Source organism: Janibacter sp. UYMM211 (assembly GCF_040547045.1).
Classification (GTDB): Bacteria; Actinomycetota; Actinomycetes; order Actinomycetales; family Dermatophilaceae; genus Marihabitans; species Marihabitans melonis.
This window is the reverse complement of sequence record NZ_JBEPOY010000005.1, coordinates 98,720-121,320: the sequence shown is the minus strand read 5'-3', so window position 1 is coordinate 121,320 and position 22,601 is coordinate 98,720. Positions and strand designations below refer to the sequence as shown.

Sequence of the window (22,601 nt, the reverse complement as noted above, 5' to 3'; positions counted from 1 at the left end):
GCCGCCCACGCGGTGCAGACCGCCAGGCTCGTCGACGAGCACTGCCCACGGGTGGGCACGGTGGTCAACACGACACTGATCCGACGACGAGCGCACCTCGTGCGCGGCAGGGAGGCAGACATGACAGAGCGGGTAGGGATCCCCAGGGCCGTCGACAGCGCCGGTCGCACCTTCGACCGCACCGCCATCGAGAGGGTCCCCCAGCCCTTCGACGGGCCCCTGCGCTGCGCCGGATGCACCACCGTCGTGCAGGCCGTGCACGGGTACCCCAGACGCAACGGCACCCTGGTGGACCCCTACTACCGGCTCACCCACCGCACCGAGGCGCCGCACGACCCGCACTGCCGCTACGACTTCGACGCCCGGGTGGGTCGACTGCACGAAGAGCACCGCAGTGCCCTGACCAAGGACGGGGACGTCTACGAGCTCCGACTGCCCGAGACCGACACCGCACCCCCCGGGGCCGCCCTGCTGGCAGACACCCGTAGTGACGGTCGCGACCGGCTCACCATCCACCCCCGTCGGGGCCACACCCTCGCACCGGTCCTGTCGGCGGCCGCAGCGATCGCCGCCATGATCTCCACCTACGACGACGACCCCCAGGCCCGGGCCCGTTTCGCAGCCCGCTGGAAGGGCGAGCGCATCGCCTGGGAGGACTTCTACTTCGACGTCGCGCAGGACGCCAGACGCCTCGCCCGGGTCGTCGCCGGCCGCGACCACCCGGTCGCGGTCAGCGGCCACGTCAAGCGCGTCGGCCGCACCGCCCGCGATACCGCCGACGTCGTGGAGCTGGCCACGGGCCGAGGCGTCACCCACCCACCCAACGGACGGTGGATCCACGTGCGCCTGATGAGCAAGGCACCCGGTGCGCTGCCCCGCGAGGTCGGACAGCGCGTCCTGGGCTACGGCCGCTGGGAGCACTTCGAACCGGAGGACTCGGACAACCACTACGTCAACCTCTGGGTCGATCACGCGTCCTCGGTCACGACGACGCGATGAAGCCGCCCGCAGCCCTCGGGCTCTGCCGGCGACCACACGTGGGGACGGGACGCGATCTCCCGGGCCGGCGCGACACCGTCCGCACCGGACGGCGAGGCTCTTCTCGAGCGGCTCGCCTCGACCGGCCGGAGGACCACCTGCCGGGTCCGGTCACACAGGCGGTGGCATCGGCACGGCAGCGGAGCCGCAGCTGTGCACCCTCGGTGCGCCGCTGTCGCGCGCTCGACCTGCGTGCGTGCGCCCCGGGGGGCGGCTCACCACGCGAGCAGCCGCTCCAGGTCCGCCCGCGGGGCGCCACCGATCCGCCCGAGCTGGTCGTCCTTGTCGAGGATGGCCGATGCCTGGGGCGCACCGTGCAGGGTCGCCACCAACGAGGCCGCCAGACCGGTCAACGACACGGTCCCCAGCGGGAACGCCGGGTGCGACTGCATCACCAGGCGTGCCGCAGTGAGTCGTTCTCGGTTCAGCACGTCCTCGTCGCCGCGATCGATACCCTCACAGTCCGGCGGGCATCTCGGGTGAGGATGGATGAGGCACTCGGTGCCGATGGTCCATCCGATGATGGCCTGGGCATGCTGATACGGGTGGACGGCGAGCGAGGCCGTCGCGGAGGACTCGGCCATCTCGAATCGCCAACCTGTGGCGTGGACGACGCCCTCGTCTCGGGACTGGATCAGGGACAGCCGGATGGCGCAACGGGTCACCTGCTCCTTGCTCCCGTCCAGCTGCACGGTGGCGATGGGCACCACGAGCCGGGGCCCGTCGTGCATCGACGGACCGCACAGCCATTGACCCCGGTCGATCAGATCCAGGCTGGTCCCCGCAGGCTGCAGGCTCTCGCGCACCTCCGAGGCCTCGATCCTCGTGAACGCCTCGACGTACGCGTCGACGAGCCCGTCTCCCGTGCCGCCGGACGCCCGGGCCGACACCCACGCGGCGAGGACGCGCCACATCCCCATGCGGTCCTTATGGCCCCCCGCGACGACGGTCATACCAGGAGGCGGCGTCTGGGGTGGTAGTCCACGTCGGCGATCTCGGCGACGTATCTCTGGGCCCACGGGCCGTCGACGTCCGAGAAGTAGTCCTTCGCGTGATCGGCTGACTCGAAGCGGGAGGTGTCCTCGCAGAACACGGGATCCTCGCGGCGGGACCTGGCCCCACCGGGGCCCAGTGCCGACACGTCGGCCCAGCGCCACACCGGGCGGCCCAGCAGGCACGAGGCGCCCGCGACGACGGGCGCGTCGACCGCCGCGCCGCTCAGGTCCCACCACGCAGCCGCGGCGTTCCACGTGTCCATGTCCTCGCGCCCCGGCACCCGCCACGGCTGCCGCACGAGCAGGTGGGGCATGTCGACGAAGACGTTCTGGGCGTTGAGCACCTCTCGGTCCAGCCAGCGCCGCAACCCGAACACGGCTACACGGACCTTCTGCTGCGGGGAGGCGCCTTCTTTGAGCCTCAGCCCGTAGGCGCTGTCCTGCGCGACGGCGGTCAGTGTCGTGCCGGTGGTCAGATCCTCGAGGCCGAGTGCCTCCAGCTGACGGCCGGTGAGCATGTTCAGGTCACCCTCGGTGATGTCGAGCAGATCCCTCACGGGGGTCTCGGGGTCGACCCTGCCGAGCACGTCGGCGATCTGGCCGGGAAGTGCCCTCAGGTCGGGCCAGTGCCATGGCCGGAAGCCCTCGGGGTTGGGAGCCAGCGGCGACCACAGCGCGGGGTTGTCGATGTCGTCCTCGCTGACGTAGACGTCGGCGACCTCGTCGGCGATGTCCCTCATGGTCAGGTCGAACGCGCGGTGTCTCCACTTCTGGTTGACCACGACGATCGCCCCGGCGTCGGAGTAGCAGCGGGCGAGGTGGGCCACCTCGCCCCCCAGCTCGCCGACGAGGTGCTCCATGACGGCAGATCCGTCCTCGACATCCGTGACCGCGTCCGGGGTCAGGTCGGAATCGACGACCAGCACGTCGGCGGTGTCGATCCCCAGCGCCTCGCCCATGATCTCGGCCGAGCTCGCGCCCTGTCGCTTCGCCCGGATCTTGCGGGCCTTCAGCTGCCCGACGGTGCGTCCGAAGTCGTCCCCGCTCAACGCCGAGACCTCGAGCCGGTCGTCCACCTCCTGGATCCTGCGACTCCACTTCGCGGCGCGAGCCACGTCGTCGTCGCACACCACCACCCGCACAGGCATGGCATCGCTCATCTGGGCTCCTTCCATTGCACGCGGACAGCGGTCGACCAGCTCGGATCGGGGGTGGTGAACGATACGTCCGCGCCGACCTCGTCGAGGATCATCCGCACGATCGCCAGCCCCAGACCGCTGCCGCCCAGACCCAGCGCCTCGCTGCGGGGGTCGATCCCGGCAGCCCGCTCGAACGGCTCGAACAGACGCGCCGCGTCCTGCAGATCCACACCGTCGCCGTCGTCCTGGACCCGGATCCAGGCCGTCCGACCCGAGGACCCGCCGTCGATGAGGACCCGACCTGGCTTGTTGCCCGAGGTGGCCCGGAAGGCGTTAGTCAGGAGGTTCTGGAAGACAGCGGACCATGCCGCATCTTGCGCTGGCGGCAGCTTCAGCCCCTCGGGGATACCCGTGACGTCGACCTGGGTGCCTCGCGAGAGGACCTGCATCTGCTTGGAGATGTGTCGCAAGGTCCTGCCCGCATCCTGCCTGGAAGTGTCCGTCCGGCTCTCTTCGTCCAGCAGGGGCCGGAACAGGGCACGGATCCGCTCCGCGCGGGTCGACCAGTCCGTCAACGACAGGGCGATGGACGCGATCTCCTCCTGCAGCTCACCGGAGGTGTGTCGCTGGAGCCGGCGCAGGTCGCGTGCCGCGTCACGGATCAGTGCCTTCTGCTTGGAGATCTCGTGCTCGTAGGCCAGCGAGGTCATCCCGGCTGTCGCCAGGGCCCCCAGGAGGGAGAGATACGCACGGGTCTGGTCGCGTTGGATCTCGCTGTCCTCGACGACATCGTCGAGTGTCTCGCGCAGGGCGACGTACTCGGCCTCGGCGATCTTGGGCTTGAGCTCCTCGACGACCTCAGATGCCCGCTCCAGGGCCGTGGAGGGGTCGGAGACCCTGCCCCGTCGGCGTGTGACCGCACGGGTCAGTCGATTGCGTGCCTGCTCCAACGCGTACAGGTCGAGTCCGACACGGACGCACTGCGCCATCTGCTCGAAGGCCAGGTTGTCGGCCAGCCGGTCACGCGTGACCTGGATCGCCAGGGCGTCGGGGACCCTTCGCAGCGGGTCGTCCTCGGCCGCGCGCTGCTCGTCGGAGGTGGAGATGTACGCACTGCCGAAGACCCGTCGGTTCGTCGGGAGGTCGTGCATGGCGTCTTTTTCGTACAGGTCCTGCGGCAGGAGCTTGCTTCGAGACCGCCGGTTGGCGTGGTCGACCTCGATCTTCAACCAGTCCACATCGGGCCCGTAGTAGGGCAAGCGGAAGTTGTTGTCGTAGATGTGGACCCCACCCCACTGGGCGAGGTACTCACGCGCCAGGCCGACCTTGATCCCGTCCGGCTGCCGATGCTGCAGGTCGAAGACGCGCAGCTCGTACTGGAGCCGGTCGATCTGGCAGTCCTCCACCTCGGCGGTGAATGTGGTCGGGCGGCGCCCGGCCACCTTGACCTTCACCTCGACGTGCCGGGTCGGGGCCCTCTCGGCGCGACGTCGCTGGGCCTCGGGGGCAGGCAGCACGAAGCGGCGAGCCTCCTGCGACGGGGACTCGTCGGGGCCGAGGAGGCGACCCGAGACGGTGGCGGAGGCGATGTCGAGGATCTTGCCCATCTGGTCCTCGAAGGACTCGCGCGCCTTGGCGTCGTCACTGACCAGGGTCACGGTGAACGCATCCCTGGGGTTGCCCTCGACCGCGAACGGGGGCCGCAACGCCCAGACCTCGCGCGCCAGGCGCCGGAAGGCCTCTGCGTCCCACTCGTCGACGAGACCACCGAGCTCGATCGAGGTGCCGCATCGGGACCCGCCGGCGAAGAGCGTGCGCGGTTTCGCGGTGGAGAAGTCGACACCGACCTCGGTGAGGTCCTTCTTCCTCAGTTCGTCCGGCCAGACGATGTCCGCGCAGATCTCCCTGCATAGATCGCCGTCGTCCAGGACCCTTCGACGCTCCAGGTTCTCCGGGGACACCTCGCGCAGCGCCACGCTGCGAAGGGTGAGCTCCTGGGCCAGGAGCTGGACCGACAGACGGCCGACACCCTTGGACCCGGTCAGGGTCCGCAACCTTCCCGGGCTGACCCGTTGGCGCACCTTGACCGTCGTACCAATCCGCATCCAGCGGTCGGTGAAGGTCTGACGGGTCATGCCGTGCCCGTCGTCCTCGACGCGCAGCAGCCCATCGGCGAAGGTGATCACCACGGTGCTGGCATCGGCGTCGTAGGAGTTCTTGATGAGTTCGGCAAGGGCGATGTGCGGACGCCCCACCAGGCGTTCCCCGAGCTCGCGGAGCAGCTTCGCATCGACGGTGAAGGTCAACCTCGACATGCATGTCCTCCCTTCGCCGAGCGCCCGAGCAGTCTCACCATAGGTGCATTTGGTTGCGGCGCAGCGACAGTACGGAGTGGACCCCGGTATCGGTACCTTCTCGCGCATCCGGCACCCCGGCGGGTGGTATCGATCCGGCCGGCCTTCTCGCCCGTGAGCTCCTACACGGGTCCTGCGACTGACGTCCGGCGGCGCTCGGCGGGCAAGGTGACCTGCGAGACCGCCCGAAGTATGAAGAGGTATACGACTTTCCTATACCGCCACATATCTCGTCATAACTGTCGCGACCGACCCTCTGGACGTGTAGACGCGGCCGGATCGGCGCCGGCCTGGCAGGAGAGCCAGACTTCGATCTCGTCGGCGCCCACCGGTCGGCCCAGCTGTCGGCTCGCCTCCCGGGCCCACCGACCCAGCAGGACGCAGTAGCGGTCGTAGGTCCGGCCAGACCAGTGCGCGGCGGTGGGTGAGAGGTCCCAACCCTGCGCGTGCAGGGCCGCCGCGATCCCCTCGTTCAGGATCAGAGCCGGGTGATCTGCCCTCCCGCCACCGGCGAAGTACAGCACGCCGGTCGACAGCGCCGGCCCCAGCCCTGGCGGGCCACCCGATCCCCGTGGGCGCAGCGTGCGGTACCCCGCGACCGGATCCGAGCCGGCCTGCTCGCACGCGGTGCGCAGCGCGTCGACGGTCTCGGGGATCCTGCCCACCAGGGAGGAGACCCTGCGCCGCCGGCCCCGGGGCGGTGAGCCCCACGCCATCACGTGCCACAGGAACGACAGGACCGTCTCGGGCGAGGAGCGGTGCCCGACCGTGTCGCCGAGCTCGAACAGACGGCGGCGGCAGAGCAGCTCCCGGGTGTGCCCGTCACGGCGGGTGCCCCCGGGCGGGTCGCCGGGGAGCCCCGTGTCGCCGAGGACCGTGCGCCACCACGTCGGGTCGACGCTCACGTCCTGATCGTGGACCGAGCCGTGCCGGGTCGTGGTCGACAGGTGGACCCGCAGCGCCGCGGGCAAGGGCAGGCACGACACGTCCCCCGTCGCCGAGGACCGCACCGCCTCGAACATCCGCCACGTCCCACCGATGGAGGCGAAGAACTCGTGGCCGTCGACGCTCTCGTGGGCACCACGATGAAGGGGCTCACGACAGCATCGGGGCTGCGGGTAGACCCGCGAGTAGACGCCGCACAGCGCGGGTGGGCCGCTCATCCGAGACCTCCCCTGGAGATCGACACCCGCAGCCTGCCACCTCGAACGCACGCACGCGCGATCCGGGAGCGGGGTGGTGGGAGTCCTTGTGCCGCCCGAGGACTACCGGTAATACTCCTCATGAAGGAGTCACAGCTGACATGGTCGCCGGGGTGCCGTCCACACCCACGACCGGCAGGGACTAACCAACCCTCTCCGTGCTCGTCGGAGCACGTGCGCCTGACCAGCGCGACCGGGCTCGCACGCCCGTGAGAGGAGATCCCCGTGCCCGACCGTTCGGCCGACCGGCCACCCTTCACGGCCCACCGCGGGCGACCCCGCGTGACCCCCGAGCCGTCCGCGCCGGTGATCCGCGTCGAGCTGCGTCTCCCACGCGAGGTCGCCGCAGACATCTACGCCGTCGCCGACCGCGACGACGTCACCATCAGCCACGCCGTCGCGCGAGCGTGGCGCACGGCGGCTTCACCCGAGCGAGGTGCCGAGATGTAGGCCGACCCCGGGCAGATGTCTGAGCCCCGACACACCCCAGACATGCGAAAAGCCGGGCTGCAACCCGGCTGACGCATCACCAAAGAGCTGTCCTTGCTCATCCACCGCTGAAGTGGAGGTTCACTCATGTCAGTTTGGCGACCCCGATCGCACCTGTCAACAGGTCCACGCCCCAGACCTGTCGGGTCGGCGTCTTGAAGGCCACGACGCGGGCGGCGCACCGTCGTGGCGCCCGCGTGGACTTCTTGCCGCGATCCCAAGGCCCGTTCGCCCCCTGGGACCACGTCATCCGAACCGCCGACGGTGACGGTCTCGAGGAGGTCCTCGACGCGACCCGCGTCGCCGTCCGGAGGCTCGACCCGTCGACGTCGCGCACCGCCAGCCTCGACCTGTCGGTGAGCCAGTGCGCGAGCCTGGTGCCCGACGACATCGCCGAGGTCAGGCGGCCCGTGTCCTACCAAGGGATGCGCAACTACATCGGCCGGATGACGATGCCGTCACAGGCGCATGAGTCACACGCGGGGTGGTTCGAGTCGCGCAACGAGCAGGAGAACTACCGCGACCTGCTCACCGGCGAGCCCGTCGTGCAGATGGTCACCCAGCCCATGCGCCTGGCGTGGCCGATCGGGGCGCGGGTACGCACCCACGTCCCCGATGCGCTCCACCTGCGCGCGGACGGGCAGGTGACCCTGGTCGACATCACCCGTCGATCGAGGCTGCAGACCGCGGAGGCGCTGGCGATCTTCCGTCTGACACAGGCCACCGCGCACCGGATGCGGTGGCGGTATCAGCTCCGCGGTGAGCTCACACCGCAGCATCAGCGCAACATCTCGTTGATCTACGCGCACCGCCACTGCTCGGCCGGCACCGCCGGGTGGTTGGCCCGCCTGGCCACCATGCCCGCGGTCCAGCAGATCGCCGACGCAGCCGGAGCGCTCGGCCCGCCCGCACGACCCAGCTACTCGGCCGTGTGGCACCTCGTCGCCACCCGGCATCTCTTCGTCGACCTCGCCGCACCTCTGACACCGGATGCGGTCATCCGGCGTCGCCCATCGCCCCCAAGGAGCACCCGATGCCTGATCAGTCGTTGACCCCGCCTCCGCCCGCCGGCGAGAGCGGCCACGAACGGTCCGTGACGGTGACCCCCGGCGCCATGGTGACCTTCGAAGGGTCGCCCGCGCGGGTCGTCAGCTTCGGCCGCAACTCCGAGCAGCGCCTCGAAGTGCTCATCGACACCGGTGACGGTCTGCGGCGGATCCCGACGACCCAGTTCTTCGCCACCCTGGCCGACCGCCCGCCCGAGCCCGTCGGGGCCAGTGAAACGGGCTCGCCGCTCCTGCAGCAGCTCCCCGCCCAGGAACGCCAGCGCATCGAGGACCGGTATCGAGACCTGCTGCAGATCCGCACCGGGAGTCGACGCGGCGACGCGGACGGTGACCGAGAACGCGGCGCGCTGTCCCGGTCCTACGACCCGGAGCACACGACCCTGACCGAGCGTCTGAACCTGAAGTCCCGCGAGCTGCGGGACCGCGAGATCCCCGCCTCGTCGGTCGTCCAGCTACGCCGACAGCTCCGGGCAGTGGAACGCGACGGCATCGAAGCCCTCATCCACGGAAACCGCCGCGTCGGGCCCCAGCGGATCAGCAACGTCGACGACGAGGTCCTCGAGATCATCGGCAAGGTCCTCGCCGACCAGCCTGCGCGCGCGCGTCTGAGCGTCAAGGCCCTGATGACGACGGCACGCGCAGCCCTGATCCACGCCGGGATCGGTGAGGACATCTCCCAGTACAAGCTGCGCGACATCGTCAACGAGCTCTCCCGCTCACTCGACCTGCACCTCGACGCGAAGGGGCGTGAGCGGGTCGCCATGAAGCCCGCCGATGCATACCGGCGGCGCCTGGTGTCCAGGCCCGGTGAGATCGTCCAGATCGACGCCACGACGACGAACCTCCACGTGTGGGCGCCCGGGGTGGGGTGGCAGCGATCGACGATCCTCACCGCCGTCGACGTCTTCACCCGCTGCGTCCTCGCGCTACGGGTGGTCACCGGATCGGCGACGAGCCGTGACGTGGCGATGCTCTTGTGGGACATCGGCAGGCCGACGATCACTCGCTCCGGGTACCCCTACGAGCTCGTCCACCACCACGGCATGCCCACCCTGATCGTCCCGGTGCTCGATCCCGACGAGGACCCACCGCACCCCGTCCTGGGGACCAAGCCGGCCCTGATCCCCAGCGCGATCGTGGTCGACCACGGGCGCGAGTTCGACTGCGAGCACCTCGTCTCCGCCTGCGCCCGCATCGACGTCGACGTCGTGTTCTGCCCGCCACGAGCCGCCCACGCCAAGGGAGTCGTGGAGTCCCTGCACAACTCGTTGCGCGAGATCCAGTCCCTCCTCGCCGCGTACAAGGGCGCCGACGTCAGCAACCACCCCAAGGGTGTCGAGGATCTGGCGGCCCTGACCGCCCAGGACCTGCGGGACGCGTTGTGGGACTACATCCTGGAGATCTACCACTGGCAAGAGCACCGCGGGCTGACCGCGCTGCACGACTCCGCCACACCGCTGTGCCCCGCCGGAGTCTTCGAGGCCTACCTCGAATCCGGCGGGGAGGTCACCGTCCCCACCGACCCGTACCGGCTCATCCAGCTGCTCAGCTCGAAGAGCTGCACGGTCAACGCGTACGGGGTCAACATCGAGGGCCGGGTCTACAACAACGCCACCCTCGTCGCGCTGCGGACCCATCTCGCGCGCGGGGTCAGCGGTCCGGCGCGCCGACTGCTGGTCTTCTACGACCGGTGGGACGTCAGCCGCGTGTACACCCGCCACCCGATCACCGGCGAATGGCTGTGCATCCCCCGAGCAGGTGACACCACCGATGCGCAGATGCCGTGCAGCGACATGTTCGACAAGGCCATCCGCACCCAGGTCATCCGAGGAGACCACCGCCCGCTTCGACCCAACGACGCCGCGACGGCCAGGGCGCAATTCGTCAACCGTTGGGCACCGGAGCGCCTCACCGACCGCAACGAAGCCCGCATCCGAGCCATCGAGGACAGCCGGCAGCACGACTACGCCCACGACCTGCAGGACGCCCCGCCCGAGTTCCGCCGGCTCGCCTTCGGCGACGAACCGGCCCGGGACGGCCTCACCGCCCGGGTCGTCCCGGCGACAGCAGACAGCGACGACATCCTCGACGCCGACCTGGACGAGAGGGACGAGGCCGTCGACCTCGACGACCTCGAGGAGTTCGACCCCGACACCGACACCTCGACGGGGAGGGCGCCATGACCGCGTTCCACCCCCAGGACCCCGACACCTGGGCCGAGCACGCGCTACACCTGCGCAGCCGGGTGGCGCCGACCCCCGGCGACCCCGTCGACAGTTTCGTGGACTGGAACCTCAACATCGGCCCGCTGACCACCGACGACACCCACAAGGTCGCGCACGCCGTCGCCCAGGCCCAGCACCGCAACCTCCGCGCGCCCCTGACCGGCCGCAACATCGTCGTCGTCGACGGGCCACCACTGGCGGGTAAGACCTACGCGACCATCGCGACCGCCCTGGAGCAGACACGCCAGGCGCTCGATCGTCCGCCGCAGGACCCGACCTGTCACCGTCCCCGCCCCTGGGCGTACATCGAGGTGCTGAACCACACCGGCGCCAAGAGCATCGCCCAGGCACTCGCGCACTCCGTCGGTGCGCTCGTCGACAGGTCGGCCGGGATCCACCAGCACGTCGCCGCCATCCGGTACATGGCACCCAAGGTCGGCCTACGCGGGTACATCATCGACGACTCCCACGGCCTGCTCGGGGCCAGGAGCCGGGACACGAGCTCGCTGGCCACCGCCCTGAAGGGCCTGATCACCGGGATCCCGGCCACCGCGGTGGTCACCGGGACGAACCTGCGCCAGGACGGGATCTTCCAGGGCACGGCCGGCGAGCAGGTCCGCCTCTCGGCCCGCAACTGGGTCATGTGCGGCGACTGGCCCCCACCCGACGGCCGCACCACCACAGGATGGGAACGACTGGTGCGCCAGCTCGAGCAGCAGCTGGTGTTCCCCGGCGGACAGCGGCAGTTCCACCTCGCCACCCGGCAGAGCATCAAGACCCTCGCCGAGGGATCCCTGGGACGCCCCGGCCTGGCCATCCGATGGGCCACCGAGGCGGCCGTCCACGCCGTCACCAACGACACCGTCCTGGACCGCATGGCCCTCGAAGCCACCGCCCGGCTCGTCGACCCCGCCGCCGGCCTACCGACCATCCCGGCGGCCCCGGCATGACCGCGCTGCCGCTGCGGATCGACCCCGCACCCGCGGAGGCCTGGCACGGGTACCTCACCCGGACCGCCGCCCTTCACGGCACCGACGTCGCGACCCTGGCCGACCACATCACCCTGCGGCGTGCCGGACGGTGGCCGGGCTATCACGGGGTGATCCTCGACCGGGAGAGGACCGCCAGGTGCGCACAGCTGCTCCACCTCGAACCCGCGCAGGTCGATGCGATGCATCTGTCGTCACTCCACGGACGGGCGTTCGACCTGACCGGCCTCGACGCGGCCCGGCACGGCTCACTCGACGCCACCCGGCAGGTCAGCCACCAGGGCTGGGTCTTCCTCGCCGGTGGGCGCTACTGCCCCATCTGTCTGCAACGGGACGGGATATGGCGCCTGGACTGGCGCATCCCCTGGATCACGACGTGCGCACATCACCGGGTCTGGCTCGAGCACCGCTGCCCCTCGTGCCACCAGACGGTGGGGCGGTACAACGCCCTGAGCGCCACCGCCCCCTCCCGCGCCCGGACACGCATCGGGACCTCGTACTGCGACCTCCCGCTCGGCGGCGGGGTCTGCGGCGCCGATCTCTGCCGTGCGCCGGCGCGTCCCGCGCCGGCCGCCGCGGTCGACTCGACGCTCACCTGCGCCCTCGTCATCGCCTCCGACCGTGGCGTCGTCGCCGGAGAGGTGCACACCGGCCTGCAGACCCTGCGGGCCTGGCAGGCGGCGATCGGCATCTCCATCTCCCTGGGCCGCAGCCACGTGCAGACCACGACCAGGAACCACCGGTGGAGCAGCCCACCGCGAGACGCCGCCCAGCTCCACGCGCTCCTGCGCGACGCCGCCCCCCTGACGGACGCACCCACCGTCGAGGCCGCCGCCCAGGTCCTCCTCGGCTGGTGCGCCACCGCCGGGATCACCAGCCCGAACCGGCACACCTTCGCCCGCGCCACCCGGCCCGCCCCCGCCCTGACGGCGGTCACCGACGCGGCACTGGCCCACGTCGGCCGCGTACATGTGCGTCTCGAGCGGCGACGAGACCTGCCGTCCCGGCTGCAGGTCCTCACCTGGACACCTTCGGACGTGCCACAGCTCGTCTGGCCGTGCGCCCTGCCGCAGCACAGACGGGCCAGCTCACGACCGGACCAGCTCCTGCTGCGAGCCGTGGTCGCGATGATCCTGGTGCGCATGCACGACGGCACGACCTGGACCCGCGCGGGGAGCGTGCTGGGGATACCCCCGCACACCGCACGCAACTGGACCCGCTACTGCTTCTCGGCACGCTTCCCAGGACTGCGGGAGGACCTCCTCGACACCGCGGACCGTCTGGCGGGCGTCCTGCCCGGGCAACCCGCACGCGGCAGCTGGCAGGAGCGGCCCGACATCACCGTGGGATACGGCACGACCTGCCTCGCACCGGCCCAGGCACCCACCTGCCGACGACAGGACACCACCAGCAGGTGGTGCCCGTGCAGCGAACAGGAGCGACGATGACCACTCGACCCCACCCCGACCCCGAGCCGCTTCCCCTGCGCATCGCCCCGGCCACCGCCGAGGCATGGCCGGGCTACCTGAACCGGACCGCCCGGGCGTACCGATGCGAGCCGGCCCACCTCGTCGCACCGATCAGCAGCCGATGGGCCTCCCGGCTCCGGCGCCCCCACCTCGCGGCGTGCACCGCCGGGATCGCGATGACCGACGATGTCGCCGCCGCCACCGCCCGGCGGCTGAACCTGCGGGTCGAGGAGGTCCAGGCCATGCAGCTGTCCGTCCACCACGGCCTCACCGTGAGCCTGGACGAGGAGACGACCCGAGCCTTCGACCCCGTCAGCGGTTCGGCCACGACCACCGACCTGCGCTCCCTGGGATGGATCGCCGACCCGCGACGACGGCGCTGGTGCCCACGATGCGACCCCGACGTCGACCGGATCGCGTGGGCCTACCCCTGGGCTGTGCTGTGCCTGGCCCACCACACCCTGCTCCACCCGCACGACGCCGACCGGAACGGGGACGTCAGCGCGTCGCGATGGGGACGTCTTCACCACACGCAAGCCCGCCTGGAGAGCATCCTGGCAGGCACCCGAGGGTTCTCCCGCCTGTCTCCCAGGGACGGCTTCGTCGAGCTCTTGGCCGCCGCCGAGGTCCTCGCGTCACGACGCCAGGACATCCTGCTGGAGGCCTCGACGGTGTACGAGCCATGGGTCATGGCCGACGTCCTGCCGGCCGCGTTCACCGCGGTGGAGACACCGATGGACCGGTGGCCCGAGGAGCTGGACGTCCTCGTCGAGGGCAAGCACCGCGGCGCGTACCTGGCGGCGGTGCTGCAGAAGCACGGCTCGTCGAGCCCCTTCGGTCTGCGAGCCGACCTGACCCGCTTCGCCGGTGAACCCGGGCACTTCATCCGCCCATGGGCCAAGGACATCTACCTGCCCACCGCGCACCGACCGATCACCGCCTCGTGGAGCCGGGAGCGAGCACGCCGGCTCCTGCCTCGTTCGATGCCCGAGCACCTCACCGTGCCCACGCTCACCGACTTCACCCCGTGGATGTCCGACGCGCACTGCCAGGTCGCCGCCGCGCAGATCGCCCACATGCTCACCACCGGCGCCTGCCTCAAGGACGCCTGCGACGACCTGGGCTGGTCCCAGCCCCACCAGGTCCCGCTCCGCCGGCTGTGGTGGCACCTGGAGTCGACCGGGCGGTTCGGGGAGTACCTGCACGCCGTCGGGCAAGCCGTCCACCTGCTCCTGGACCAGCCGATGTCCTCGCCCGCCCCGACAGCAGAGCACCCCCCGTCGGACGGGGACGGGTCGCCGCGACCCCGCCCCGCGGCGCCGCGGTCGGCTTGATGCGGCGCACGAAGACATCACCCCCCCGTGGTGAGGCGCGAAGGGGGGCGGGCCGGCAGCGCAGTAGCCGGTCGCGGGCCCTCCTACGATGAGGCACGCCGCAGACAGCGGCACCGCACCCCACAGGGAGTCCCCCGACGTCGCGACGAGAGCCACCGGCAGATGCCGCCGAGCTGAGGAAGTGGCTCGACGCAGACCGGCCGGACGAGGACCACTACCTCGAGTTCAAGCGCCGGCTCAACGACGGGCGGGCCGCCAACGCCGAGCTCGCCCGCGACCTGGCCCAATTCGCCCCCGACGGCGGGTCCCTGGTCATCGGGGTGGCAGAGGCCGATCTCACCCGGGGAACCCCCGCCACCGCCTCACCGGTGCGGCTCGACGGGCTGCGCGAGCGGGTCGAGAGCGTCGCGAGGTCCCGGATCGACCCACCCCTGCACCTGCGCTGCCTGGTCCTGCCCGACGAGCAGGAGCGGGGACACGGCTTCCTGTGGGTAGAGGTGCCCGCCTCGCAGGTGGCGCCACACATGGTCGAGGGGGCCTACTTCGGTCGCGGCGACACCCAGAAGCGGACCCTGAGCGACCCCGAGGTCCTACGGATGCACGACGCGCGCCGGACCTCGGCCGGCGCACGCCAGGCCGCGCTGCGCGACTGGGTCGCCGACGACCACGTCCCCGCCGGGCGTCGGCTCCAGGCCCACTTCCACTTCGTCGCGGCACCCACCACGGGACCGGCAGGCACGCTCGGGGACTTCCTCGACGGGGTCAACGTCCACAACGACCTCTACGACCTGATCGCCCGAGCCCGGGCCGCCGCACCGTCGGCGACCGAGACGCCACACATGCTGGGCGCGGCCAGCACCCCCTCACGGACCTCCGACGGGATCCGGCTGGCGAGCTTCACCCTGCCCCTGGACTCCGAAGACCCCCGGTGGGAGGACGGGGTGGTGGTCGAGCTGGGAGAGGACGCGTGCATCCGGGTGCGGATGACCCGGGTCAGCGCCTGGGACCGGGACGGCACCGACAGCACGATCTGGCCCGATCTCGCGGTGGTCCTGACCCGCCACTGCGTCCAGGTCGTCGCTCTGGTCGCCGATCTCGCCGGGTACCGGGGTCGTTGGTCCCTCGGCGCCGCGGTCACCGGCGTGGCAGGGCACACCCTGGACGTGCGGCACCACCCCGTGACGCACGACCTCGCCGACCACCACCGCACCACAGAGGTGTCCGGAACGGACCTGCACGACGCTCCCGGGACGGTGACCAGGACGCTGATGCGCAGCTTCGCGCGCGCCACCCACCACGAGCGTCACCCCGAGGTGGTGGCGGCCTTCGCCGACCCGGGCCACTGACCCGGCCCGCACCGAGGCCGCCCGGTTGCGAGCCACCGGATCACAGGTACCTCTCGACGTGCCCCTCGTCGTGGTCCATCCCGCCGTCGACCATCGATCGCAGGTCCGTAGGCCAGGGCCGCGCGATGTGGTCCGGGAACGCGCAGTCCAGGCAGCGGCCCACCTCGTCGGACTCGTGGTCACCAGGCTCCTCGGCCCCCGTGAACCGGCCCGACGACCGATGGTCCGAGGTCTGCGCGCGGGCCGCGCCGGTGTGAACGGGCCCGTCGCCTGCCGAGGTCAGGGTCGTCCTGATGCGAGGTCGCGGATGCGCTGGGAGACCGGTTCGCCGGCCTTCTCGCTGGCCTTGACGTACACCCTCGCGGCCGCACGCTGGGTCCTGGCGGAGATGACCCGACCGGACTTGGTCTGCACCCTCGCCTTCGTCGCCGGCGTGCCCTCGCGCGCCTGCTCGGCCATGGTCGTCCTCCTCGTCCCGGCCCCCAGTATCGACGCCGTCGGGGTCGGTGTCCACGACGGGCTCGTCCTCGTCGGGCATCAGCTCGTCGAGCACGGTCCGGGCCGCACGGGGCGCCGTCGACCTCTGGTCCGACCCGACCCGCACCGGGTCTCCCGGGCGCGGATCACCGGGTCACAGGTGGTTCTCGACGTGCTCCTCGTCGTAGTCCATCTCGCCGTTGACCATCATGATCGCCTGGCCGTGGGCCAGTGCCCCCGCGACGTGGTCCGGGAGCGAGCAGTCCAGGCAGCGGTCCCCGCCGTCGTCGGTGTCGTAGTCGCCCTCGCCGTCGAGCATCTCGTCGTACGCCGCCCGGACGGTGGGGACGTCGAAGTCTTCGCCGCAGTTCTTGCAGATGGCCATGGCGTGATCGTAACGACCGGTCGGTGGGCGGTGTGCCCGGACGAGCACCGGTGGTGTCCTCGTGGTCACCTGCTACGGCAGTCCGTCGCGACCGGGGACGCCCACCGAGGGCCCGGTGTCCTGCTCGTCGCCAGTGGGTACGGTGCGCCGAGCGACGCGGTTGCGCACCTCGATGTGCTGGGTGACGGACGTGGCGTCGAGGACCTGCTCGACCATGCGGGTGAGGAACTGCTCGGGCCGCACGTCCTCGGGTACCTCGTCCAGCTCGATGGTCACCCTCCGGTCCTTCTCGTCCCATGACGCCAGCGCCAGCCCGGTGGCGGTGTACCCGTTGGTGCTGCCGTTGAGGTCGCGCAGCTTGCGCATCATGTCGATCGTGCGCTCGAAGGCGTCGGGTTCTTTGTCCAGGATGGTGGAGCGCTGGAGGAAGAAGAACCCGACCGCGGCCAGGGGGTAGCGGGTGCGCAGATTCCCCGCGTCGCCGTAGGCCTCCTCGAACCGGTTGGGCAGGTTCTTGCCAAAGGAGGAGACCTGGGTCTTGGTGGACAGCAGCAGCTCGGGTCCTCGGTCCCAGCGCGCGATGGCGACGTCGACCTGCTTCTCGTAGGCGCGACCCAGGATCTTCGCGTCGGTGGGCGCGACGGCAGGCATGTCCCTCAGCCGGTCCCGCACCTCGCCGGCGAGCCCGGCGGGCAGCCCGTCGAGCAGGGCGGAGATGTCGCGGGGCAGGATGCGCGGCCGGCTCGGACGTGGCCAGACCGAGTCGTGGTCGAACCCCGCGCGACGCAGCTCGTGCGAGAGCCAGGAGTCGACACCGTTGGCCAGGGCCCCGGTGTTCGGGGCGGACATGTTGCCCACGGGCACCGTGAGCAGGGTCTCGAAGAGGGTGTAGTCGGGGCGGTACAGCGGGCTCTGCCCCGTCGAGTGCGCCCAGGGGTCGTCGGCGGTGGCGCGGGCCAGGATCTCGTCGAACGGGCTGAAGGAGTCGCGCTTGGGCGCCTTGGGCGGCTTTGGCGCCTTGGGCTCGGGATCCTGCTGCGGGGGATGCTCAGGCACCCTCGGCCCGCTTCCCGCTGCGGCCGCGGTCCTGGCGGCGGGTCAGCAACCTCGACCGGTCGGTGCGCACGGCCTGGGTCGAGTCCCGGTCGGCGAACAGGATGTCGTCGACGACCGCGGACGCGGCCGCCAGCTGCCTGTCCGCGAGCAGTGAGCGGACCTGCGGTGCGACCTGTCGTAGCCGCCGGCCGTGCGTGCGCAGCAGGGCGGGGCCGGGCATCAGCCACCGGTCGGCCTCGCGGGGCTCGATCTTCAGCACGCCGCCACCGTAGGAGCGGCCCACCAGCTCGGCGGACAGCACGGTGTAGGAGTTCAGCGCGGCCAGGGCCAGGACGTCGTGGGCGAGGGGACGCAGCTCGTCGCTCAGGTACACGCCGTGGACGCTGTTGAGGTGTCGTGCACCGGCCGAGTTGGTGACGAGCCTGGCGGTGTCGGCGTTCATGTAGGTCAGGAACAGGTCCGGCGCGGCGAGCACGGGCACCTTCCACCATGGTGTGCGCACCCGGCACTTGTATGCCTGGTCCACCCCTGCGGTGTGGCCGGATTCGATGTACCTCGCGGTCGCGGCGCCGGGGGTGCGACGCGGGTGCAGCAGCCAGGTGGAGCGGCCCTGACGGCCCAGCCGCACGAGGTCCTTCTCGGTCAGGTCGAGCCCTCGCAGGTGGGCGCTGCCGGGCGGGCTGATCCGGATCAGGTCCGCCCGGGGGATGCCCAGCTCGCGTACCCGTGCAGGTGAGAGCGAGAAGAAGCGGTTGCCTCCCGTGACCGCTCCCAGGGAGGTGTCCCCGTAGGTCTCGAGAGGGACCAGGTCGCCGTCGCCGGTCATCGTGTCCAGGGCGTCCCGTGAGGTCGGCGACAGCGGGCTGGCGCTCCACCGTTCGTCGAGGTCGACCGCCTGCCACGGCGTGCCCTCGCCCAGGCTCGACAGGGTCGAGGCGTCCCGGGTCTGGCGCAGGACGGCTCCCTGGGCAGGGGGCTGCTTCCAACCCTCGGCCTTGACCAGGACGGTGTCGGCCTCGGCGCCGGGGAAGACCTGGTGGTCGAATACGACGAGCTCGACGGAGGCGAAGTTCTCCAGCAGGAACCGTCGCACCGGTGCGGCGTAGTTGACGCTGAGCAGCTCGGCGGGCAGGACCAGGCCCAGGCGTCCTCCCCGGACCAGGAAGCCGGCCGAGTGCGCCACGAACGCCGCCCAGCTCGAGGCCAGACCGCTGAGCGCGACGCCCTGCTGCAGCGCCGCGAAACGGGCCCGGTCGCGCTGGGCGCCGGTCCACTCCTGGTAGCGGATGAAGGGGGGGTTGCCGATCACGACGTCGTAGCCGCCCCGAGGGTCGACGAGGAAGAAGTCGTCGGTCCTGATGTGGGCCCGTCCCCCGACCGCGGCGACCGCGGCCGCGGCGAGGTGCGCGCTCGGCCCGTGGATCTCCACGCCGTCGACCTCGGGACGTGCGCAGCCCAGCTCGTGCAGGCGCGCGACCGCAGAGGTCAGGAACGCGGCCTCACCCGCACTGGGCTCAAGGACACGGTCCCGGGGGGAGCGGATGGCCCACGTGGCGAGGTGCTCGGTGATCTGCCGAGGGGTGAAGAACGCCCCTCGGGACTTGCGGTCGAGGGCGTCGACGAGGGCGCGGTCCGGGGTCTGTGAACTCGACACCACGCCACTGTAGGTCGGCGCGGGATGCACCGCGTGGTCGGACACACCTAGGTCGGGTCGAGTCCGTACGCGACGCGGGCATGGACGTCGGCCGCGGTGGTGTCGTGCTCCCGGAACGCTCGGCGCAGGCAGGACGCCAACGGCGCGGGGATGTCCTCGAGAAGGGGCACCCGGATGCGGCGCAGGTACTGCGGGCCCAGCCGCAGGTGCCCACCGGCCATCCGCACCGAGTAGGCGCGCACGAACATGGTGGCGACGTCGGACATCAGCAGCCCCCCCAGTACCTCGAGGTCCCAGGTCTCGGAGGTGATGTAGGACAGGCTGTGCCCGGGGTAGTACTCGCCGTGGTCGTAGACCGGCAGGACCCGGTCCGTCAGGTCGGGGACGAGCAGCTTGGGTCGGCTCGCCCGCCGGGGGTGCACCCGGTCGATGGTGCGCCACCAGCGGGCCGGGTTCTTCACAGCGACGTGCCTGCCCCGCAGGAGCTGCTCGTGCCCGACGAGGTAGGCGGCCAGTCCGGGGTAGTCCTCCAGGGCGACCAGGCCGTCCTCGTCCCAGGGGTTGACCAGGTGTCGTCGCGCCCAGGTGATCCGACCGGTACGGACCTCCTTCGCGGTCACGGCCTTGAGCAGGCGCTCGGGTTCGACCCGGCCCGGGTCGTGGGTGATGAAGACCTCGTCGGCCCCGGTGGCGGCACCGATCGCGACCCGAGCCCCGCTCTCCTCCAGGGTGGGCAGGCGTGCCTCCAGCGCCGACAGCATCTCGAGGTGGGCGGGGTCGGCGTCGGGCCAGCTGGCGCGGCCGGTGAACCAGCCCTTGGTCCACGCCGTGGTGAAGTCGGGGTCCTCGCCGTGCCGTCGCCCGGACGCGTCTTCGGGCGGCCCGCCTCGATGGGTCGCGCGCAGCCGTTCGGCCGCGCGGGCGTCGAACCGCGGGGCTGCTTCGCAGACCAGGGCCGGGCCCTGCTCGCCGGCTTCGATGACGGTGATCGCCGGGTAGGCGGCCACGGGGTCGTCGAAGGCGTCGACCCCGTGCATCGCGATGCTCGCGCGGACGGCGAAGGCGTCGCCGACGAGCTCACGCAGTGCGGCCCCGTACTGGTTGCGCATCCACCGGTCGGCGCAGACCACGGCCAGGGTGCCCCCCGGCTGCAGCATCCGCAGACCGGCTTCGAGAAACCCGACGTACACGTCGGCGCGACCGGTCATGGTCGGCCAGGTCGCGCGGTAGGCGGCCATCTGCTCACGGTCGACGTCCTCGACGCGCCGGTACGGGGGGTTGCCGATCACCCACGCCGAGGGTGGCAGGTCGGGGGCGGCGCGCAGGAAGTCCCCGCGCCGGACCCACGTCCGCGCCAGGCGCCGCGCCGTGCCGGCCGCGACGTCGGCGGCCGTGAGGGCCTGGACCACGCGGTGGCGTGTGGTGGCGACCGCTGCCGGGTCGATGTCGAAGGCCAGCAACGCCTCACCGAGATCGTCCACGCTGCGGCGGTGCGCGTGAGCCGATCGCACCAGTCGGTCGATCATGGGCAGCAGGAACGCCCCGTGACCGGCTGCGGGTTCGACCGCGGTCGAGGCGCCCAGATCCTGTCGGGGGGTGTACCCGGCGAGGTCGAGGACGAGGTCGACCACCCACTCCCTGGTGTACACCGCTCCCAGGGCGGGACGGTGAGGCGTGTGCCGGGCGGGGACCGGGCGGATGGTCACGACGCCACCGGGTGGGTGGCTACCTCCTGGGCGCCGCGGCGGGAGCGCACGGCCTCGGCGATCCTCGTCGCCGCAACGGCGGGGTCCTCGTGCTCCCACACGACCATGACCTCCCAGCCGAGCTCGGTCAGGGTCAGTCGGGTGCGCTCGTCGCGGTCGACATTACGCTGGAGTTTCTCGGCCCACCGTTGAGCGTTGGCCTTCGGGGCGGTGCCGTGCTCGGGGCAGGCGTGCCAGAAACATCCGCGTACGTCGACGGCGACCTTCTCCTTCATGAACGCGATGTCGACGCGTTGACGCAGCTCGGGGCTGGGACGCACCTGCAGCCTGTAGCGCAGCCCGTCACGGTGCAGCAGGCTGCGCAACGCCAGCTCGGGCTTGGTGTTGGCACGCTTCTGCTTCTGCATCCGGCGCCGCGATCCCGGGCTGCTGGCCCACGACGGCTTCGGTCGTGGGCGCAGCAGGCGTAGGTGGTCCTCGACGTCGCGTCTGAACTCGTCGGGGATGTCCCGTCCGGCCTCCTCGACCCGGGACAAGAACCCGGCGGCGGCGCGAAACGACATCGGTGCCGGGGATCGAACGACGGCGGCCAAGGGGTTCATGTCCTCTCGGCGTGGCCACTGCGAGACCTGCGACCTGTAGCCCGTCCCGTCCTGCCCCCATCCGGCCTGGGGCCACTTCTTGCCCCGCGTGATCACCGTCCCGTCGTGGGGTACGGGACAGTGCTGCTCCGCGGTCCGGCCATGGCGCGCCAGCGCCTCGCCCAGCCATCGTCCGACCCCTACCGGGACGGCGTTGCCGATGAGCTTCCAGCGCAGGTCGGGCTCGTCGGGCACGACTGCCGGCGCGGTCCAACCCCGGGGCAGGCCCTGCAGGGCCTCGCCGTCCTCGATACCGGGCAGCGCCAGGCGGTGACCGCGGTCCCGGTCACGGAACCAGATGGCCGGGGCCGAGGGCAGGCCCAGGGTCGAGCCCCCCTTGAGGGTGGGGATGGCGTCCTCGACCAGGCCCAGGCCTGTGCGCCCCTCGGTCCAGTAGAACCCTGCCGTGTCGGGGTCGGTCGGGGCCGCGGGGGCGCCGGCGTCCTCGCAGAGCAGCACCCGGCTGGGGTCGGCGGTGGGCGAGGCCAGGATGATCACGCGGGGTCGTCGTTGGGGGACCCCGGTGAACCGGGCGTCGACCGTGCGGTACGCCCACCGGTAACCCAGCCGCTCGAGCTCGCCGATGACGTGGTCCATCCCCGCGCCGGAGTGCAACCCGAGCAGGTTGGGCACGTTCTCCAGCAGGATCCACCTCGGCCGGGTCTGCTCGGCGATGCGGAAGACGTGCTCGACCAGGCCGGAGCTCTTGCCGAAGATGCCGGTGCGACCGCCCGCGTGGGACAGGTCCGTGCAGGGGAACCCCGCCGCCAGCACGTCATATTCCATGCCAGGGGTGTAGGACTGTACGTCCTGCGCGATCGGCACGTCGGGGTAGTGCTCGGCCAGGACCCGTCGAGCCGGCTCCCAGGACTCGCACATCTCGATCACCTCGTGACCGGCGAGCTCGAGTCCGGAGTCCAAACCCCCGATCCCGCTGAACAGCGACACCACGCGCAGGACGTCGGGTCGGCTGGGGCGGGTCTGGGGCACGATCGCGATCGTACTCGAGGGGCCGAACACCTCCTCGCGTCGTCG

Annotated in this window: 18 protein-coding genes; 8 read left to right on the top strand and 10 right to left on the bottom strand. The window is 71.3% G+C overall.

The features are described from left to right. The first annotated feature begins 120 nt into the window (after positions 1 to 120). On the top strand, positions 121 to 999 hold the full coding sequence (locus tag ABIB53_RS13655) for a hypothetical protein (RefSeq protein ID WP_354588567.1): 879 nt from the start codon (positions 121 to 123) through the stop codon (positions 997 to 999). A 254-nt stretch (positions 1,000 to 1,253) separates the two neighbouring features. On the opposite strand, the gene ABIB53_RS13650 is transcribed toward ABIB53_RS13655, so the two are convergent. From ABIB53_RS13650 to ABIB53_RS13635, 4 genes are all read right to left on the bottom strand, one after another. After that, entirely contained in the window at positions 1,254 to 1,991 is a 738-nt protein-coding gene (locus tag ABIB53_RS13650) for a hypothetical protein (protein WP_354588566.1), read from the bottom strand. Then, positions 1,988 to 3,193, bottom strand: coding sequence for a hypothetical protein (locus ABIB53_RS13645; RefSeq protein ID WP_354588565.1), 1,206 nt, complete (start codon positions 3,191 to 3,193; stop codon positions 1,988 to 1,990). The genes ABIB53_RS13650 and ABIB53_RS13645 overlap by 4 nt, the downstream gene beginning before the upstream one ends. Further along, positions 3,190 to 5,487 (bottom strand): sensor histidine kinase, encoded by a 2,298-nt coding sequence (locus ABIB53_RS13640; protein ID WP_354588564.1) that lies wholly within the window; start codon positions 5,485 to 5,487, stop codon positions 3,190 to 3,192. The genes ABIB53_RS13645 and ABIB53_RS13640 overlap by 4 nt, the downstream gene beginning before the upstream one ends. A gap of 272 nt (positions 5,488 to 5,759) precedes the next feature. Then, the gene (locus ABIB53_RS13635) at positions 5,760 to 6,548 is read right to left on the bottom strand and encodes an 8-oxoguanine DNA glycosylase OGG fold protein (protein WP_354588563.1); all 789 of its coding nucleotides are present in this window, start codon (positions 6,546 to 6,548) and stop codon (positions 5,760 to 5,762) included. Between the two features lie 462 nt (positions 6,549 to 7,010). On the opposite strand from ABIB53_RS13635, the gene ABIB53_RS13630 reads away from it, so the two are divergent. The 7 genes from ABIB53_RS13630 to ABIB53_RS13600 all read left to right on the top strand — a co-directional run bounded on the left by ABIB53_RS13630 (position 7,011) and on the right by ABIB53_RS13600 (position 15,647). Then, entirely contained in the window at positions 7,011 to 7,178 is a 168-nt protein-coding gene (locus ABIB53_RS13630; protein ID WP_354588562.1) for a hypothetical protein, read from the top strand. A 395-nt stretch (positions 7,179 to 7,573) separates the two neighbouring features. Further along, positions 7,574 to 8,269 carry a hypothetical protein gene (locus ABIB53_RS13625; protein ID WP_354588561.1) on the top strand — a complete coding sequence of 232 codons (696 nt, stop codon included), beginning with the start codon at positions 7,574 to 7,576 and terminating at the stop codon, positions 8,267 to 8,269. Between the two features lie 41 nt (positions 8,270 to 8,310). Next, on the top strand, positions 8,311 to 10,467 hold the full coding sequence (locus tag ABIB53_RS13620) for a TnsB C-terminal domain-containing protein (protein WP_354588560.1): 2,157 nt from the start codon (positions 8,311 to 8,313) through the stop codon (positions 10,465 to 10,467). After that, complete coding sequence (locus ABIB53_RS13615; RefSeq protein WP_354588559.1) at positions 10,464 to 11,459, top strand: hypothetical protein; 996 nt, start codon at positions 10,464 to 10,466, stop codon at positions 11,457 to 11,459. The genes ABIB53_RS13620 and ABIB53_RS13615 overlap by 4 nt, the downstream gene beginning before the upstream one ends. Next, entirely contained in the window at positions 11,456 to 12,946 is a 1,491-nt protein-coding gene (locus ABIB53_RS13610; protein ID WP_354588558.1) for a TniQ family protein, read from the top strand. Before ABIB53_RS13615 ends, ABIB53_RS13610 begins: the two co-directional genes overlap by 4 nt. Next, positions 12,943 to 14,301, top strand: a complete 1,359-nt coding sequence (locus ABIB53_RS13605; RefSeq protein ID WP_354588557.1) for a TniQ family protein — start codon at positions 12,943 to 12,945, stop codon at positions 14,299 to 14,301. The genes ABIB53_RS13610 and ABIB53_RS13605 overlap by 4 nt, the downstream gene beginning before the upstream one ends. Before the next feature lie 173 nt (positions 14,302 to 14,474). Next, positions 14,475 to 15,647, top strand: coding sequence for an AlbA family DNA-binding domain-containing protein (locus ABIB53_RS13600; RefSeq protein ID WP_354588701.1), 1,173 nt, complete (start codon positions 14,475 to 14,477; stop codon positions 15,645 to 15,647). 279 nt (positions 15,648 to 15,926) lie between these two features. Here the strand turns inward: ABIB53_RS13600 and ABIB53_RS13595 are convergent, their stop codons facing one another. The 6 genes from ABIB53_RS13595 to vsr form a co-directional block, all read right to left on the bottom strand. Continuing rightward, a complete protein-coding gene (locus ABIB53_RS13595) occupies positions 15,927 to 16,106 on the bottom strand; it encodes a hypothetical protein (protein WP_354588556.1) in 180 nt (59 codons plus the stop codon). 172 nt (positions 16,107 to 16,278) lie between these two features. After that, positions 16,279 to 16,509: a hypothetical protein gene (locus ABIB53_RS13590; protein ID WP_354588555.1), complete on the bottom strand. Its 231-nt coding sequence runs from the start codon at positions 16,507 to 16,509 to the stop codon at positions 16,279 to 16,281. A gap of 72 nt (positions 16,510 to 16,581) precedes the next feature. Beyond that, on the bottom strand, positions 16,582 to 17,565 hold the full coding sequence (locus tag ABIB53_RS13585) for a hypothetical protein (protein ID WP_354588554.1): 984 nt from the start codon (positions 17,563 to 17,565) through the stop codon (positions 16,582 to 16,584). Then, positions 17,558 to 19,219: an Eco57I restriction-modification methylase domain-containing protein gene (locus ABIB53_RS13580; RefSeq protein WP_354588553.1), complete on the bottom strand. Its 1,662-nt coding sequence runs from the start codon at positions 19,217 to 19,219 to the stop codon at positions 17,558 to 17,560. The genes ABIB53_RS13585 and ABIB53_RS13580 overlap by 8 nt, the downstream gene beginning before the upstream one ends. Positions 19,220 to 19,266: 47 nt before the next feature. Next, complete coding sequence (locus tag ABIB53_RS13575) at positions 19,267 to 20,700, bottom strand: Eco57I restriction-modification methylase domain-containing protein (protein WP_354588552.1); 1,434 nt, start codon at positions 20,698 to 20,700, stop codon at positions 19,267 to 19,269. Between the two features lie 221 nt (positions 20,701 to 20,921). Further along, the gene (gene vsr / locus ABIB53_RS13570; protein ID WP_354588551.1) at positions 20,922 to 22,556 is read right to left on the bottom strand and encodes a DNA mismatch endonuclease Vsr; all 1,635 of its coding nucleotides are present in this window, start codon (positions 22,554 to 22,556) and stop codon (positions 20,922 to 20,924) included. Positions 22,557 to 22,601 lie beyond the last annotated feature (45 nt).

Bases quoted from the DNA above. Each gene is read 5' to 3' on its own strand.
- ABIB53_RS13655 (WP_354588567.1), top strand. From the start codon at position 121: ATGACAGAGCGGGTAGGGATCCCCAGGGCCGTCGACAGCGCCGGTCGC.
- ABIB53_RS13650 (WP_354588566.1), bottom strand. From the start codon at position 1,991: ATGACCGTCGTCGCGGGGGGCCATAAGGACCGCATGGGGATGTGGCGC.
- ABIB53_RS13645 (WP_354588565.1), bottom strand. From the start codon at position 3,193: ATGAGCGATGCCATGCCTGTGCGGGTGGTGGTGTGCGACGACGACGTG.
- ABIB53_RS13640 (WP_354588564.1), bottom strand. From the start codon at position 5,487: ATGTCGAGGTTGACCTTCACCGTCGATGCGAAGCTGCTCCGCGAGCTC.
- ABIB53_RS13635 (WP_354588563.1), bottom strand. From the start codon at position 6,548: ATGTTCGAGGCGGTGCGGTCCTCGGCGACGGGGGACGTGTCGTGCCTG.
- ABIB53_RS13615 (WP_354588559.1), top strand. From the start codon at position 10,464: ATGACCGCGTTCCACCCCCAGGACCCCGACACCTGGGCCGAGCACGCG.
- ABIB53_RS13610 (WP_354588558.1), top strand. From the start codon at position 11,456: ATGACCGCGCTGCCGCTGCGGATCGACCCCGCACCCGCGGAGGCCTGG.
- ABIB53_RS13605 (WP_354588557.1), top strand. From the start codon at position 12,943: ATGACCACTCGACCCCACCCCGACCCCGAGCCGCTTCCCCTGCGCATC.
- ABIB53_RS13595 (WP_354588556.1), bottom strand. From the start codon at position 16,106: ATGGCCGAGCAGGCGCGCGAGGGCACGCCGGCGACGAAGGCGAGGGTG.
- ABIB53_RS13590 (WP_354588555.1), bottom strand. From the start codon at position 16,509: ATGGCCATCTGCAAGAACTGCGGCGAAGACTTCGACGTCCCCACCGTC.